The sequence below is a fragment of the Janthinobacterium sp. PC23-8 genome (genome assembly GCF_002250505.1).
Lineage (GTDB): Bacteria > Pseudomonadota > Gammaproteobacteria > Burkholderiales > Burkholderiaceae_D > Janthinobacterium.
On record NZ_NJGY01000003.1, the window covers coordinates 281,609 to 297,045 of the forward strand.

13 protein-coding genes are annotated in these 15,437 nt (G+C 67.2%); 12 read left to right on the top strand and 1 reads right to left on the bottom strand.

Going from position 1 to position 15,437, the window contains the following annotated elements; genetic code table 11:
• Positions 1–283 precede the first annotated feature (283 nt).
• From CD932_RS20765 to CD932_RS20800, 8 genes are all read left to right on the top strand, one after another.
• On the top strand, positions 284–1,693 hold the full coding sequence (locus CD932_RS20765) for a PLP-dependent aminotransferase family protein (RefSeq protein WP_094444707.1): 1,410 nt from the start codon (positions 284–286) through the stop codon (positions 1,691–1,693).
• Between the two features lie 144 nt (positions 1,694–1,837).
• Positions 1,838–2,320 (top strand): VOC family protein, encoded by a 483-nt coding sequence (locus CD932_RS20770; RefSeq protein ID WP_176461080.1) that lies wholly within the window; start codon positions 1,838–1,840, stop codon positions 2,318–2,320.
• A 300-nt stretch (positions 2,321–2,620) separates the two neighbouring features.
• The gene (locus tag CD932_RS20775; protein ID WP_094444709.1) at positions 2,621–3,967 is read left to right on the top strand and encodes an aspartate aminotransferase family protein; all 1,347 of its coding nucleotides are present in this window, start codon (positions 2,621–2,623) and stop codon (positions 3,965–3,967) included.
• A 14-nt stretch (positions 3,968–3,981) separates the two neighbouring features.
• Positions 3,982–5,433 carry an aldehyde dehydrogenase gene (locus CD932_RS20780; protein ID WP_094444710.1) on the top strand — a complete coding sequence of 484 codons (1,452 nt, stop codon included), beginning with the start codon at positions 3,982–3,984 and terminating at the stop codon, positions 5,431–5,433.
• Between the two features lie 18 nt (positions 5,434–5,451).
• On the top strand, positions 5,452–6,090 hold the full coding sequence (locus CD932_RS20785; RefSeq protein WP_094444711.1) for a cytochrome b: 639 nt from the start codon (positions 5,452–5,454) through the stop codon (positions 6,088–6,090).
• A gap of 101 nt (positions 6,091–6,191) precedes the next feature.
• Positions 6,192–7,586 (top strand): DUF1329 domain-containing protein, encoded by a 1,395-nt coding sequence (locus tag CD932_RS20790; RefSeq protein WP_094445289.1) that lies wholly within the window; start codon positions 6,192–6,194, stop codon positions 7,584–7,586.
• A gap of 48 nt (positions 7,587–7,634) precedes the next feature.
• Positions 7,635–9,287, top strand: a complete 1,653-nt coding sequence (locus CD932_RS20795; protein WP_094444712.1) for a DUF1302 domain-containing protein — start codon at positions 7,635–7,637, stop codon at positions 9,285–9,287.
• Positions 9,288–9,440: 153 nt separating this feature from the next.
• On the top strand, positions 9,441–10,922 hold the full coding sequence (locus CD932_RS20800; protein WP_094444713.1) for an APC family permease: 1,482 nt from the start codon (positions 9,441–9,443) through the stop codon (positions 10,920–10,922).
• A 30-nt stretch (positions 10,923–10,952) separates the two neighbouring features.
• Here CD932_RS20800 and CD932_RS20805 read toward each other — a convergent pair whose 3' ends face one another.
• The gene (locus CD932_RS20805) at positions 10,953–11,714 is read right to left on the bottom strand and encodes an IclR family transcriptional regulator (protein ID WP_094444714.1); all 762 of its coding nucleotides are present in this window, start codon (positions 11,712–11,714) and stop codon (positions 10,953–10,955) included.
• Here CD932_RS20805 and CD932_RS20810 point away from each other — a divergent pair.
• From CD932_RS20810 to CD932_RS20825, 4 genes are all read left to right on the top strand, one after another.
• A complete protein-coding gene (locus CD932_RS20810) occupies positions 11,713–11,901 on the top strand; it encodes a hypothetical protein (RefSeq protein WP_141213327.1) in 189 nt (62 codons plus the stop codon). The genes CD932_RS20805 and CD932_RS20810 overlap by 2 nt on opposite strands.
• Before the next feature lie 72 nt (positions 11,902–11,973).
• Positions 11,974–13,545, top strand: a complete 1,572-nt coding sequence (locus CD932_RS20815; protein ID WP_094444716.1) for an acetolactate synthase large subunit — start codon at positions 11,974–11,976, stop codon at positions 13,543–13,545.
• Between the two features lie 34 nt (positions 13,546–13,579).
• The gene (locus CD932_RS20820; protein WP_094444717.1) at positions 13,580–14,383 is read left to right on the top strand and encodes an SDR family NAD(P)-dependent oxidoreductase; all 804 of its coding nucleotides are present in this window, start codon (positions 13,580–13,582) and stop codon (positions 14,381–14,383) included.
• 14 nt (positions 14,384–14,397) lie between these two features.
• Complete coding sequence (locus tag CD932_RS20825) at positions 14,398–15,435, top strand: glycosyl hydrolase (protein WP_094445290.1); 1,038 nt, start codon at positions 14,398–14,400, stop codon at positions 15,433–15,435.
• Positions 15,436–15,437: the final 2 nt, after the last annotated feature.

Consider the following 15,437-nt stretch of genomic DNA (forward strand, 5'->3'; position numbering starts at 1 on the left):
TTGTGCAGGGATAAAAATCCAGTCAATCGCGGTTTTCAAAGGCGCCGCCATTGTGCCGCCGCAGCGTCGACTTTTCGGCCCCGGGCGCGGCTCCATTCAAGTCGTGCAGTCAATCGCCTGTATCTGCAGGGAACGATCGAAAAGGGGCGTGCGCCGCGATGGGGCGCGCCGCCCGCCGATGGTGCACCCGAAGCGTGATTCCGACGTGTTTTGGGCGTTTTCGAGCGGCACGAATAATGCATGCAATGTGCGGGTCGCACCAACATTGAATGGAGAAAACGCAATGTCGAAATCCGCCGCCGCATGGCTGCCGAAACTGAAAAAAGGCCAGGGGCCGCTCTACAAGGCGATTGCCGACGCCATCGCCGCCGACATCGCCACCGGCCGCCTCGCGCCCGAACAGCGCCTGCCGCCGCAGCGCCAGCTGGCCGATGCGCTGGACATCGACTTCACCACCGTGGCGCGCGCCTACGGCGAGGCGCACAAGCGCGGCCTGGTCGATTCGACGGTGGGGCGCGGCACCTTCGTGTGCGGGCGCCGGGCGATGGCGATCCCGCGCGCGGTGGCCGGGCGGCCGAACGTCGACCTGTCGATGAACATGCCGCCCGAGGCGCTCACGCCCGAGCTGGCGGCGCTGATGCGCGCCGGCGTGGCGTCGCTGGGCGAGTCGCCCGCCGCCATGCAGGCGCTGTTGCGCTACCAGGACTTCGGCGGCTCGGCGCAGGACCGCGAGGCCGGCGCGCTGTGGCTGCGCCGGCGCGGCCTGGCGGTCGAGCCCGAGCGGCTGCTGGTGGCGCCGGGCGCGCAGGCGGCGCTGCTGGCCATCCTCAGCACCATCGCGCCGCCCGGTTCGGTGGTGTGCTGCGAGGCGCTGACCTATCCGGGCCTGCGCGCGCTGGCCGGCGTGCTCAACCTGCGCCTGGTCGGGCTGCCGATGGACGGCGAGGGGATCGACGCGCTGGCCTTCGCCGCCGCCTGCGCGCAATACGCGCCGCAGGCGCTGTACTGCACGCCGACCTTGCTCAACCCGACCACTTTGACGATGTCGCCGCAGCGGCGCCAGGCCATCGTGCAGGTGGCGCGCCACTACAAGGTGCCGATCATCGAGGACGACGCCTACGGCTTCCTGCCGCGCGAGGGCGTGGCACCGATCGCCGCCATCGGCGCCGACATCACCTTCCATGTGGCCGGCCTGGCCAAGTGCATCGGCGCCGGCTTGCGGCTGGCCTATGTCAGCGCGCCTGACGCGGCCGACACGGCGCGCCTGGCGGCGGCGCTGCGGGCGACGGCGGTGATGGCTTCGCCGTTCACCGCCGCGCTGGCGACGCGCTGGATCCGCGACGGCACCGCCGACCTGGCGCTGAACGCGATCCGCAAGGAATCGATGGCGCGCCAGCGGCTGGCCGCGCGCATCCTGCCGGCCGGCAGCTACGCCTCGCAGCCCGAGGCGTTTCATCTGTGGCTGCGCCTGCCGCCGCAGTGGGACCGGCTGGCTTTTACCGCCCATCTGCGGGCGATCGGCATCGGCGTGGTGCCCAGCGACGCCTTTGCGGTCGATGGCGGCGGCCCGGCGCCGCAGGCAGTGCGCGTGTGCATCGGCGGCGTCGCCACCCAGGAACAGCTGCGCCACGCGCTGCAAGGGATCGCCGACGCCATGCTGGAAGCGCCGCTGGCCGTGCCGGCGGTGCTGTAACGGCGGTGCCGGCGCCTGTTCTTTCCTGTGGTGCAAAAAAACCGGAAAAAATCACAAAATGATGGCGCCCGGGCTTGTGTTACCGCGTCGTGGAGCTAGAGTAAAAGAATGCACCTGCTTCAATCCCAGCCAAAGGAGATCATCATGACAGCACCAGTGGAAGCGATTCCCCAAGACATGCATACGATTACCCCGCACCTGGTCTGCGACGGCGCAGCCGAGGCCATCGACTTCTATAAAAAGGCCTTCAATGCCGTCGAGGCCGCGCGCATGCAAACGCCGGACGGCAAGATCATGCACGCCATGCTCACTATCGGCGACTCGCACCTGATGCTGGTCGACGAGTTTCCCGACTACGGCAGCGTCGGCCCCAACAAGCTCAAGGGCACACCCGTCACGCTGCATATGTATGTGCAGGACGTGGACCAGGCTTTCGCGCGGGCGGTGGCCGCCGGCGCCAGCGTCAAGATGGCGGTGGAAAACCAGTTCTGGGGCGACCGCTACGGCATCGTCACCGATCCGTTCGGCCACAGCTGGTCGCTGGCCACCCACGTCAAGGATGTCACGCCGGAAGAAATGAAGGCGGCGATGCAGGACATGAACCCCGAATGCGGCGCGCAATCCTGACATGGGCGCGCTCGTGACGCTGCCCTGAACACCGTCCTGCCACACCTTCCTGACGCCTCCTGAGGCCGGGGTCCGCTTGTGCGGGCGCCGGCTTTTCCACATCCCTTCCACCGTTGCTAGCCGTCACGGCATTTTTTGCGCGCCATTGCGAGGTGCGGTTTTGGGCTAACGCTGCACAGGCCCAAGGCGCAAACTGGATTCATGGCGTGGCGATCATCGCGACACGCCGCAGCGATGCAACGATGGCCATGCGGCCCATCGTCATTGACCGAATCAACGCAGCAGCTAAAGGAGTTTTGCATGAGCTACAACGAATCCCGTTTTTGGCATCCGATGATGCACCAGGCTGACATGAAGTCGCGCGCACCGCTGCGCATCGTGCGCGGCGACGGTTGCCATGTGTTCGACGACCACGGCCAGAAATTCGTCGATGCCGTCGCCGGCCTGTGGAACGTCAACGTCGGCCACAACCGCGCCGAGGTCAAGGACGCCGTCATCAAGCAGATCAATGAACTCGAGTATTTCCAGATCTTCGACGGCGTGTCCAATCCGCGCGCCGAGGAATTGTCGGCGCAGCTGGTCGGCATGCTGGCGCAAGAGGACATGCAGCGCGTGTTCTACGGTTCGAACGGCTCGGACGCCACCGAAACGGCGCTCAAGCTGGCGCGCCAGTACTGGAAGATCCTGGGCCAGAAGGACCGCACCAAGTTCATCTCGCTCAAGCAGGGCTACCACGGCAGCCATTTCGCCAGCGCCGGCGTCAACGGCAACGCCGCCTTCCGCCGCAATTACGAGCCGAACCTGGCCGGCTGCTTCCATGTTGAAAATCCGTGGCCTTACCGCAATCCGTTCACCGACGACCCGGAGGAACTGGGCCGCATGTGCGCCATGCTGCTCGAGCGCGAGATCGAGTTCCAGGGCCCGGACACGGTGGCCGCCTTCATCGCCGAGCCGGTGCAGGGCGCGGGCGGGGTGATCGTGCCGCCAGCGAACTACTGGCCGCTGATCCGCGCCGTGTGCGACAAGTACGGCGTGCTGCTGATCGCCGACGAGATCGTCACCGGCTTCGGCCGCACCGGCAATCTGTTCGGTTCGCGCGGCTGGGGCGTCAAGCCCGACATCATGTGCTTCGCCAAGGGCATCTCGTCGGGCTATATCCCGCTCAGCGCCACTGCGCTCAACGGCCGCATCGTCGAAGCCTTCGAGAACAACCGCGACTTCGGCGGCGCCATCATGCACGGCTATACGTATTCCGGCCACCCGGTCGGCTGCGCGGCCGCCATCGCCAGCCTGAAGATCGTGGTCGACGAAGACTTGCCGGGCAACGCCGCCAAACAGGGCGCCTACCTGCTCGACGCGCTGCAGCCGATGGTCGGGCGCTACGAAGCGATCGGCGAGATCCGCGGCAAGGGCCTGATGCTGGCCATCGACCTGGTCAACGACCGCAAGACGCGCGAGACGATCAGCCCGAGCAACGGCTATGCCTACGCGGTGGCCGAAGCCACCCGCCGCCACGGCGTCATCGTGCGTCCGGTCGGCACCAAGATCATCCTGTCGCCGCCGCTGGTGATCAACCGCGAGGAGATCGACCATATCGTCAGCGCGCTCGACGCCGGCTTCAAGGCCGTTCCGTTCACCCGCACCTGAGAGAGCAGCGCGTCATGACACTCACACTCAAGCATTTCATCGACGGCCAGGCCGTCGATGCCTCCGACGCGGCGACCATCGCGCTGGTCAGCCCGGTTACCGAACAGGTGTTCGCCACCTCGGCGCGCGGCACCCGCAGCGACGTCGACCGTGCCGTCGCCGCCGCCCGCGCCCAGCTTGACGGCGGCGCCTGGAGCCGCCTGAACGGCGCCGCGCGCGGCCTGTTGCTGTTCCGCCTGGCCGACCTGGTGCAGCGCGACCTCGAGCTGCTGGCCGACATGGACGCACGCTGCATTGGCCGCTCGCCGATGGAGCCGCGCATGATGGATATTCCCAACGCCATCGGCACCCTGCGCGCCGCCGCCGGCTGGGCCGACAAGCTCGAAGGGCGCACCATCCCCACCGGCGGCTACATGGGCATGCCGACCCTGTCGTACACGCGGCTCGAACCGGTCGGCGTGGTCGGCGCCATCGTGCCATGGAACTCGCCGTGCATGATCACCACCTGGAAGCTGGCCTCGCTGCTGGCGGCCGGCTGCACGGTAGTGATCAAGCCGTCCGAGGAGACGCCGCTGTCGGCGCTGCACCTGGCCGCGCTGTGCCAGGAAGCCGGTTTCCCGGACGGCGTGGTCAACGTGGTCACCGGCCTGGGCGAAGTGGTCGGACGGGCGCTGTGCGAACACCCCGGCATCGACAAGGTCACCTTTACCGGCAGCCCCGAGGTCGGACGCGAGATCTCGCGCGTGGCCGGCGCCAGTTTCAAGCGCGTCGCGCTCGAACTGGGCGGCAAGAGCGCGCAGATCGTCTTCGACGACGCCTCGCTCGAGGCGGCCGTGCGCGGCTGCGCCATGGGCCTGTTCGTCAACCAGGGCCAGGTGTGCGCTGCCGGCACCCGCATCCTGGTGCAGCGTGCGATCGCCGAGCGCTTCACCAGCGCGCTGGTGGCGGCGGCCGAGTCGATCAAGGTGGGCGACCCGGCGCAGCCGGGCGTGACGATGGGACCGGTGGCCAAGCGCGAGCAGTTCGAACGCGTCAACCGCTACATCGCCCAGGGCATCGAGGAAGGCGCGACCGTGCTGACCGGCGGCGTGGCCGCGCACGATGTCGGCTGGTTCGTGCGCCCGACCATCTTCGGCGGCGCCAGCAACGCGATGAGCATCGCGCGCGACGAGATCTTCGGGCCGGTCGGCACCATCATTGTGTTCGACACCGACGAGGAGGCGATCGCCATCGCCAACGATTCGAGCTACGGCCTGGCGGCCACCGTCTGGACCAACACGCTGGCGCGCGCACACAAGGTGGCGCACGCGGTCAGGGTCGGCGCGGTCGGCGTCAATTGCTGGAGTCCGCTCGACCCGAACCTGCCGTGGGGCGGTACCAAGAGCAGCGGCCTGGGACGCGAATGCGGCCTGACCGGCGTGCTGTCCTATACCGAAGAAAAAGTCATCACGGTCTTGCTGCCGTGACCGTCCAGGGGTGATGTGATGCAGATAAGCAATACTCGCACGCGCTTCGGCGCGGTCGCCAAGCTGTTTCACTGGAGCATGGCGCTGGCCTTTATCGGCGCCTACGTGGCCGTCTATTACGTGATCTGGTTCGTCAATCCGGAAACCAGCATCAAGCCGGCGCTGTTCGGGGTAGTGCCCGACGCCGGGCGGGTCATACCGCTGCTCAATATCCACTGGATACTGGGCGTGACGATCGGCGTGCTGGTGCTGCCGCGCCTGCTGTGGCGGCTCTGGTCGACCGAGCCCGATCCGCTACCGGGGCCGGCACTTGAACATGCGCTGGCGCGCTGGGCCCACCGTTGCCTGTATCTGCTGATGCTGATCATGCCGCTGACCGGCTACATCACCACCAACCACGGCGCCGACTTCGGCCTGTTCCACCTCACGCCGTTCAAGGATACGGCGCTGTGGCCGGCGCTGGCGGCGCTGACGGGCTGGTCGTGGACGGCGGTCGAGGACAACGCCTACCTGGTTCACAGCTTCATCGGCCACTGGCTGGCCTGGGTAGCGGTGCTGCTGCATGTGGCGGCGGCGCTGTACCACCACTGGGTGCGCCGCGACGCCACCCTGAGCCGGATGCTGCCGGGCACGGCGGCAAAACACGACGCCGGCTAGCGGCTGGCGCTTCACACCGCGATTCATATCATTACAGGCGCGTTACGCCACGTGAGCGATCACGGGGCAGGGCGCGCCCCTACCACCTGAAGGGGATGCACATGATTTGCCTGACCAAGCCATATTGTTCCACCACCGGCCTGCTGCTGGCCGGCGCGCTGTTCGCCCTGGCGGCGCACGCCGGCGCCGCCGATCCCGGCCTGCTCGACAAGACGCTGACACCGGCCGGCGGCGAACGCGCCGCCAGCAAGGACGGCGCGATTCCGGCCTGGCAAGGCACCGAGGCGCCATTGCCAGGCTGGGAATGGGGCAAGCCGCGCGCCGACTACTGGAAATACAAGGGCGAAAAACCGCTGTTTTCCATCGATGCGGCCAGCGCCGACAAATACGCCGACAAGCTGTCGGCGGGCCAACTGGCCACGCTCAAGCAGGTCAAGGGCTATCGGATGGATGTGTATCCGAGCCACCGCAGCTGCGGCGCGCCGGACTTCGTGGCCGCCAACACCAGGAAGAACATCGAGCTGGCCAAGCTGGCGGCCGATGGCTGGAGCCTGAAGGAAGCGGTGGTGCCCGGCTATCCATTCCCGATGCCGAACACCGGCATCGAGGTCATGCTCAACTCCAAGATGCGCTACCGCGGCGTTGGCATCGACTACAAGAATGTCATCACGGCGGTGTCGCCGCGTCCCGGCTCGGACGAGTGGATCAAGGCCGGCTCCGAGCAAAGCCTGTTCATCCCGACCGGCGCCAAGGGTTCGACCCTGCTGTCGAAACTGTCGCCGGTCGAGTTCTACGTCTACTTCGGCTATAACAATCCGACGGCGCTGGCCGGCCAGGCGCTGGCCATCACCCAGTACCTGAACCAGGCGGAAAACGAGACCTTCTATTACTTCCCCGGCCAGCGCCGGGTGCGGCGCATGCCGTCGTACTCGCATGACTCGCCGCAGGTCGGTTTCGAGAACCAGTACACGCTGGACGAACCGCAAGTGTTCAACGGCGCGCTCGACCGCTTCGACTTCAAGCTGGTCGGCAAGAAGGAGATGCTGGTGCCGTACAACGCCTTCGGCGCCTTCGATTTCCGCGCCAAATTCGACGATGTCGCGCTGCGCAATTTCATCGATCCGGGCCACCGGCGCTACGAGATGCACCGCGTATGGGTGGTCGAGGCCACCGTCAAGTCCGGCATGCGCCACACCGCGCCCAAGCGCATGTTCTATCTCGACGAGGACAGCTGGGCGCTGCTGGTGGCCGACGACTACGACGGCCAGGGCAAGCTGGCCAAACTGCGCGAAGGCTTCGTCATCCCCGTGTATGAAACCGGCAGCTGCGACGTGATGGCCATGGTGCAGCACAACCTGGCCGAAGGGCGCTACGTGTTCGACGGCGGCTCGTCCGGCGCCGGCAAGGATATCCGCTGGGTCACCGAACCGGACGGGCCACGCTACAAGGCGGGCTTTTACACCTCGGATAATCTGCGCGCCATCAGCGAACGCTGATTGTCCGCCCCAGCCCTTCGCCTACCTTTGCCCACACAAGGAACTTCCATGAAATCTCTGCATACACCGCTGGCGATCGCGGCCGGCGCAATGCTGCTGCACGGCGCGCACGCCGACGCCGCCAACTTCAGCACCGACTATTTCACCGCCAGCCTCAATTCGACCGTCTCGGCCGGCACCGGCATTCGCACCAGCGATCCGTCCTGCACCCTGCTGCTCAAGGGCGCCGGCGGCGCCGGCGCCCCCGCCGGCTGCCTGGCCCCGACCTCGGCGCTGGGCGACCAGGGCAACCTGAACTACGCCAAGGGCGACCGCTACACGACCTTTCTCAAGGGCACCCATGAACTGCTGATCAAGATACCGGACCAGGATGTCAGCATCATGACAAGGGTGGGCTGGCTGAAGGATTTTTCGGCCACCGACACCACCGGCTTTACCAGCGCCGCCGATCCGGGCGCGCCGGCCGTGCGCGGCGGCCTGTCCGAGGCGGCGCGCAAGGACCTGCGCTTCAAGACCCGGCTGTACGACTTATGGATCAGCAAGACCTTCGACGTGGCCGACCAGCGCGTGCGGGTGCGGGTTGGCAACCAGGTGATCAGCTGGGGCGAAAGCCTGTTCCTGCCGGGCGGCATCAACAGCTCCAACGCGTCCGACCTGATGAAGCTGTCGCAGCCGGGCACGCAATTGAAGGAGGCGATCCTGCCGGCGCCGATGGTCAGCGTGGCCACGGGCCTGGGGCACGGCTTCAACCTGGAAGCCTATGTGCAGACGCGCTGGAACGCCAACTACTTTCCGCCGACGGGCAGCTACTGGTCGACCGCCAACGGCCTGGGCAAGGGCGACACCGCCTACGGCCTGATCACCGACAAGGCGCGCGATTCGGGCCAGTGGGGCGCTGCGCTGCGCTGGCAGCCCGAGGGCACGCAGCTGAACCTGGGACTGTATGCGATGAATTATCACGACAAGTCGCCCAACTTCAGCACCAATATCCGCAACACCGGTGTGAGTGGCTGGACCTATGCCGAAGACCGCAAGCTGTACGGCATCAGTGCCAACCTGCCGCTGGGCGACTGGGCGGTCGGCGGCGAGCTGTCGTACCGGCCGCGCGAGGCGGTCTCGCTCAACAGCAACGTCAGCGGCTGCGCCTCGCAGCGCGGCAACTGCTGGGTCGACAACCACAAGGTGCAGGCGGCGCTGACGGGCCTGTATTCGGCCGCGCCGAGCAACGCCAAGGGGCTGCTCGACTTCCTGCGCGCCGACACCGCCACCCTGATGGTGGAAGGGGTGCTGATCCATTATCCGGGCCTGCATTCGACTTACGGCGGCGACCCGATTTCGGCCGGCGCCTGGGGCTGGGGCCAGCAGTTCAGTCCGGCCGGCACGCCGGTGGCGATGGGCACGAAGACCTCGTACGGCGTCAACCTCGACTTCAGCTGGGTGTATGACGGCACGCTGATCCCGGGCTGGCAGGTGGTGCCTGAAATCTATTATTTCCAGGCGCTCAAGGGCCGCACGCCGAACAGCGCGTCGACTTTCATGGAGGGCGCCAAGTCGGCCAACTTCACGGTCACGCTGATCCAGAATCCGGCCACCTGGCAGGTGGCGCTGAACGTCACCCGCTTCTGGGGCGGCAGCACGGTGTTCGACCAGTTGTACCGCGACCGCAACCTGGTCGGCATCAACGTGTCGCGCAATTTCTAGAAATAGTGCGGGGCGCTGGCGTGGAGCCGCCGGCGCCCCGTTGTAATAACGCAAAACAATATGATAGTTGATGTCACGCCAGGGTTTTGCTGATACAACAGGCAGGCAGGCTGGGCGGGCATCTTCAACAAAAAACAGGAAGAGACCAAGGCAATGACTATCTTGAACGAGGCGTGCACGGCGCGGCTGGACACGGCGTCGGCGGGCATATCGACTGAATTGCGGCGCGGCAGCCTGGGCGTGGGCCTGATCGTGCTGCTGGTGATTTCGGCGGCCAGTCCGCTGAGCGTGGTGGCGGGCGGCTTCCCGATCGGCATCATGCTGGGCAACGGCGCGGGCACGCCGGCGCTGGTGGTGGTGGCGCTGCTGCTGCTGCTGGCCTTTGCCTCCGGCTATACGGCCATGGCTGGCGAGGTGACCAACGCCGGCGGCTTTTACGCACTGATCGCGCGCGGCCTGGGCGGCTATGCCGGCGGTGCGGCGGCGATGGTGGCCGTGGTCGGCTACAACTGCCTGCAATTTGCCCTGTACGGCATGTTCGGCGCGGTGACCTCGGGTTCGCTGGCGGCCGAGTTCGGCATCCATGCGCCGTGGTGGGCCTGCAGCTTCACGGCCATGGCCAGCATCGCGGTGTTCGGTTACCGCCGCATCGACCTGTCGGCCAAGGTGCTGGCCCTGTTCGTCATCGCCGAATACGTGGCGGTGCTGGTGCTCGATATCGCCATCCTGCGCCACGGCGGCGACAGCGGCATTTCGCTCGATTCGTTCAAGCCGTCGGTGGTGTCAAGCGGCAATCCCTTCATCGGCCTGCTGTTCTGCTTTGCCGCCTTTATCGGCTTCGAGGCCACCACGATTTACGGCGAAGAAGCGAAGGACCCGCACCGCAGCATTCCGCTGGCGACCTATGTGTCGGTGCTGGTGATCGGCAGCTTCTACGCCGTCACGCTGTGGTGCATGGTGGTCGGCGCCGGTGCCGACAAGGTGGCCGACACCATCCGCGCGCAGATCGATCCGACCATGTTCCTGTACACGCTGTCGGACCGCTACGTCGGCGGCGGCCTGACGCTGGTGCTGCGCGGACTGTTCATCGTCAGCGTGTATGCCGGCCTGCTGGCGTTCCACAACTCGACCGCGCGCTATTTTTATGCGATGGGCCGCGAGCGCCTGTTGCCGGGGCGCCTGGGCCACACCCATCCGTCGCACCAGAGCCCGCACGTGGCGTCGGTGCTGCAAAGCGTCTTGTGCTGCGCCGTGGTGCTGTGCTTCGCGCTGGGCGGCGCCGATCCGCTGATGACCTTGTTCGGCTGGCTGTCGAACGTGGCCACCTTGTGCATCCTGCTGCTGATGGTGCTGACCAGCGCCTCGGTATGGCGCTACTACCGGCGCCAACGCCACGCCCATTGCGGCCCGTTGCGCACGCTGGTGCTGCCGCTGCTGTCGGGCACCGGCCTGGCCGCCGTGCTGCTGCTGGCGGTGCGCAATTTCGACGTGCTGACCGGCGCCAGCCACAAGACCTCGTACACGCTGGTGGGACTGCTGCCGCTGGCGGTGGCGGCCGGACTGTATGCGGCGCACCGGCTGCGCCTGGCCGACCCGCGCCGCTTCGCCTGCCTGGGCCAGGTCGACCGCGGCTGACAGCCAGGGGCGGCCCATGCCCGGCGCCGCTCAGCCGGCCTCGGGCGGCGCCTGGTTGCCCGGCAACAGCGCGCCGATGCGGCTCGCCGCCTCCATCACCAATTCCCCCAAAAATTGCTCGTTGTACAGGCGGTAGCGCTGGCGCTTGAATACCAGCGTCAGGCTGCCGGCCACCGTGCCGTCGCGGTACAGCACGGGCGCGGCCACGCCGTCGCTGCCGGCATCGAGCTCGCCGTGCGAGACCCAATACCCATGTTCGCGGATGGCCTGCATGTGCAGCCGGAAGCTGTCCCAGTCCGGCCCGATGGCGCGCACGTCGTCCTGCTGCTGGTGGAGTTTCCAGAGGCGCTTGAGGCGCGCCGGTTTCAGGTGCGCCAGGATCACCTTGGAGCTGGCGCTGCGGAAGGTCGGCACCGCCTTGCCGCGGCTGTAGGTGATGGCCCAGTCGCCATGGTCGCCTTCCTGGTGGATATTGATGATCTGGCTGTCATAGATGGTGGCCAGCAGGCCAATGCCGCCGGTGCTGGCGACCAGCTCGGCCAGCACGGCGCGCCCGATATTGAGCAGCGGGTCGGTTTCGCGGATCTGGTAATCGAGCTCGATGATGCGCGGCCCCAGGCCATACAGTCCCATATTGCTGACCAACAGGCCGGCCTCCATCAACTCCTTGATATAGCGGTAGCAGGTGGTGCGCGCCAGTTGCAGTTCGTCGGCGATGACGTCGGCCGACAGGGCGGTGTGCTCCTTTGAAAACAGTCCAAGGATGGACAGCATGCGGGTGAGGCTGGACATGGTCGATGGCGCCGGCGGCGCTGAGCTGAGGATCGCGCATTCTACCGCGATTCAAATCCTGCATAGTGGGATTTATTTTAATCCCAAATGGCGGAACTGTGATTTGAAAAAATACGGCGTTGATGCGGTCATTGCCGCACATAATCCCACATTTATGGCGGAATGTAGGCAATTTCAGCGTTTTTAAAGTGGCGTCGCTTGATCCATCTCAAAAATTCGTCCGTTGACAGTCCCAAATAGCGGGATTATGATTTATCTCATGAAAACACCACACCCCCTCCCGGCGCCCAACGGCGCATCCATCGTGCTTCGCGCCTGCGGCATGGCCGGCGTCGACGTATGTTTTGCCAATCCAGGCACCACCGAAATGCCGTTCGTGGCCGCTTTTGACGAGGAAGGCGTCACCGTGCGCGCCGTGCTCGGCCTGTTCGAGGGCGTCTGCACCGGCGCCGCCGACGGCTACGGGCGCATGCTGGGCCGGCCCGCAGCGACCTTGCTGCACCTGGGCCCCGGCCTGGCCAACGGCCTGGCCAACCTGCACAATGCGCGCCGCGCCCGCACGCCGATCGTCAACCTCATTGGCGACCATGCCAGCTGGCACCTCAAATACGACGCGCCGCTGAGCTCGGACATCGAATCGCTGGCGCGCCCGGTATCGGGCTGGTTCCGCACCGTGGCCCGCGCGGCCGAGCTGGAACGCGACACGCTGGCCGCCATCGACGCGGCCAACGCCGCGCCCGGCGTGGTGGCGACCCTGGTGGTGCCGGTCGACTACCAGCAGCAAGTCACGCCGCAGGCGGTGCCGCCGCGCGTGCCGCGTGCGCCGTTGACGTTTGACGCAGCAGCCGTGGCGCGCTGCCATGCGCTGCTCGAGGGCGGCGCGAAGACCGTGCTGCTGCTGGGCGCGCATGCGCTCAGCGCGCGCGGCCAGGTGGCCGCCGGCCGCATCGCCGCAGCCACCGATGCGCGCCTGTTCAGCGAAACCTTCCCGGCGCGCAGCGAACGCGGCGGCGGCCTGCCCGATATCGACCGCCTGCCGTATTTCCCCGAGGCTGCCATCGCCGCGCTCGACGGCGCTACCGTGATGCTGGCCGGCGCGATCGCCCCGATCGCCTATTTCGGCTACGAGGGCCTGCCCAGCGAACTGGCGCCGGCCGACGCGCTGGCCACGCTGGCGCTGCCGGGCGAGGCCGCCGACGCCGCGCTCGAGGCGCTGGCCGACCTGCTCGACGCGCCGCTGCACGGCGCTGGCGTGGCGACCTCAAGTTATGCGATCGAGGACGGGCCGCTCACGCCAGTGGCGGTGGGCCGCCTGCTGTCGAACGCCTTGCCGGACGACGCCATCGTCTCGATCGAGGGCGGCACTTGCGGCTACCCCTTCGTCACCGCCTCGGCTTGCGCGCGGCGCCACACCATCCTGACCAATACCGGCGGCGCCATCGGCCAGGGCCTGCCGGTGGCGCTGGGCGCGGCGATCGCCTGCCCTGAACGGCGCACGTTCGCGCTGCAGTCCGACGGCAGCGCCCAGTACACCATCCAGACCTTGTGGACCATGGCCCGCGAACGCCTGCCGGTGGTGATGCTGATCGCCTCGAACCGCCGCTACGGCATCCTGCAAACCGAATTGAGCCGCATCGGCCTGACCCGCAACGGCCCGCAGGCCGAACGCCTGACGGTGCTCGACGATCCGGGCTTCGACTGGCCGGCGCTGGCGCGCGGCTACGGCGTCGAGTCGCGCCGGGTGGCCACCGTCGACGAACTGCGCGCGGCGCTGGCGTTCGCGCAGAAGCTGCACGACCGTCCCTTCCTGATCGAAATGTGCCTGCCTTGAGCATGGCCCACTTGTTACACACCGGAGAACCGTAATGAATCTTGAATTGACTGGAAAGGTCGCCTTTGTCACCGGCGGCAGCATGGGCATCGGCAAGGCCATCGCGCTTGAGCTGGCGCGCGAAGGCGTCGACGTGGCGATCGCCGCGCGCCGCCTGCCGCAACTCGAGGAAGCGGCGGCCGCCATCCGCGCCAGCCTGGACGGCAAGGGCGGGCGCATCCTGCCGGTGGTGGTCGACACCACCGACATGGCGTCGGTCGAAGCGGCCATGGCCGCCACCGCCGAAGCGTTCGGCGGCATCGACATCCTGGTCAACGGCGCCGCCCATCCTGGCGGCCTGGTGCGCTCGGAACTGGACCAGGCCGACCCCGAGGGCCTGCTGCAGGACATCGACATCAAGGTGGTCGGCTACTTCCGCTGCTGCAAGGCGGTGGCGCCCTACATGAAGCGCAAGCAATGGGGCCGCATCCTCAATATCGGCGGGCTGACCGGGCGCGGCAGCAAGCAGATCTCGGGCATGCGCAACCTGGCCATCGTGCACATGACCAAGACCCTGTCGGACCAGCTGGGGCCGCACGGCATCACCGTCAACGTGATCCACCCGGGCGTGGTGGAAACCCCGCACATCCACGAGCTGTACGCGATCGAGGCGGCCAAGCAGGGCCTGACGGCGGCCGAAGTCGAGGCCAACTACGCCAGGGCCACGCCGATCCGGCGCGTGCTGCAGGTCGAGGAGATGGGCTATCTGGCGGCCTTCCTGCTGTCGCCGCGCGCCGCCTGCATCACCGGCGAATCGCTGGGCTGCGACGGCGGCCTGACGCGCGGCATTTTCCTCTAAAACCAAGGAGTTTTATCTTGTCTACCATTTTAGTGGCCACCGCCGGCCAGGGCATTTTACGCAGCAATGACGACGGCGCCAGCTGGCACCGCCTGGGCTTGACCGAGCCGATCGAATTCGACGGCATCGTGCGCGCGCTGGCAGTCGATCCGAGTCGCCCGCAACGCATCTACGCCGGCGCCGACGCCGGCCTGTGCATCAGCGACGACGGCGGCGCGCACTGGCGCCGCGCCGACGGCCCGCTCAACGGCATGACCGTGTGGGCCATCGCCATCGACCCGAACGACGCCAGCGTGCTGTACGCCGGCACCGGCGCGCCCTCGCGCGCGGTGTTGTGCAAGTCCACCGACGCCGGCGAGAGCTGGACCCGCCTGCCGGTCGAACTGCCCGAATTCTGCTCGGGCGTGAACCGTCCGCGCCTGCTGACCATCTGCGTCGACCCCGACGACAGCCGGCAAGTGTGGTTTGGCGTGGAAGAGGGCGGCGTCTGGCGCAGCTTTGACGCCGGCGCCAGCTGGCTGCGGGTCGACACCCCCGACGGCGTGATCCGCAATTCCGACATCCATGCGGTGGCAATCCTGCCGGCCGCCGGCGACCAGCCCAAGACCACGCTGGTGTTGACCGTCAACGCCATCTACCGCAGCACCGACGACGGCCACAGCTGGGAGGGCGAATTGTCGAGCAAGCGCTTCGACGGCCTGTACTACACCCGCACGGCCATGCCCCTGTGCGGGCCGGACGGCGCACTGCTGCTGGCCATGGGCGACGGCACGCCGGGGCGCGTGACGCGCCTGTACCGCTCCGAAGACCGTGGCCTCAGCTGGACGCCGGCCGCGCTGGCCAGCCCGCCCAATTCGACCTTCTGGGCGCTTGCCGCGAACCCGGCCGACCCGCAACTGCTGTATGCGGGCACCAAGTACGGCGACCTGTACACCTCGCGCGACGCCGGCCTGCACTGGAGCAGGGAATGGCGCGCCTTCAGCGAGATCGCCGCCGTCGCCTGGACGCCGTACACGGCGCCGCTGCAGGCCCACGCGCAATCGACCCACTGACA

Excerpts from the sequence above, each read along its gene's own strand:
- CD932_RS20795 (WP_094444712.1), top strand. The coding sequence starts at position 7,635 with ATGAAATCTCTGCATACACCGCTGGCGATCGCGGCCGGCGCAATGCTG.
- CD932_RS20765 (WP_094444707.1), top strand. The coding sequence starts at position 284 with ATGTCGAAATCCGCCGCCGCATGGCTGCCGAAACTGAAAAAAGGCCAG.
- CD932_RS20800 (WP_094444713.1), top strand. The coding sequence starts at position 9,441 with ATGACTATCTTGAACGAGGCGTGCACGGCGCGGCTGGACACGGCGTCG.
- CD932_RS20820 (WP_094444717.1), top strand. The coding sequence starts at position 13,580 with ATGAATCTTGAATTGACTGGAAAGGTCGCCTTTGTCACCGGCGGCAGC.
- CD932_RS20770 (WP_176461080.1), top strand. The coding sequence starts at position 1,838 with ATGACAGCACCAGTGGAAGCGATTCCCCAAGACATGCATACGATTACC.
- CD932_RS20805 (WP_094444714.1), bottom strand. The coding sequence starts at position 11,714 with ATGTCCAGCCTCACCCGCATGCTGTCCATCCTTGGACTGTTTTCAAAG.
- CD932_RS20785 (WP_094444711.1), top strand. The coding sequence starts at position 5,452 with ATGCAGATAAGCAATACTCGCACGCGCTTCGGCGCGGTCGCCAAGCTG.
- CD932_RS20810 (WP_141213327.1), top strand. The coding sequence starts at position 11,713 with ATGGTCGATGGCGCCGGCGGCGCTGAGCTGAGGATCGCGCATTCTACC.
- CD932_RS20790 (WP_094445289.1), top strand. The coding sequence starts at position 6,192 with ATGATTTGCCTGACCAAGCCATATTGTTCCACCACCGGCCTGCTGCTG.
- CD932_RS20775 (WP_094444709.1), top strand. The coding sequence starts at position 2,621 with ATGAGCTACAACGAATCCCGTTTTTGGCATCCGATGATGCACCAGGCT.
- CD932_RS20780 (WP_094444710.1), top strand. The coding sequence starts at position 3,982 with ATGACACTCACACTCAAGCATTTCATCGACGGCCAGGCCGTCGATGCC.
- CD932_RS20815 (WP_094444716.1), top strand. The coding sequence starts at position 11,974 with ATGAAAACACCACACCCCCTCCCGGCGCCCAACGGCGCATCCATCGTG.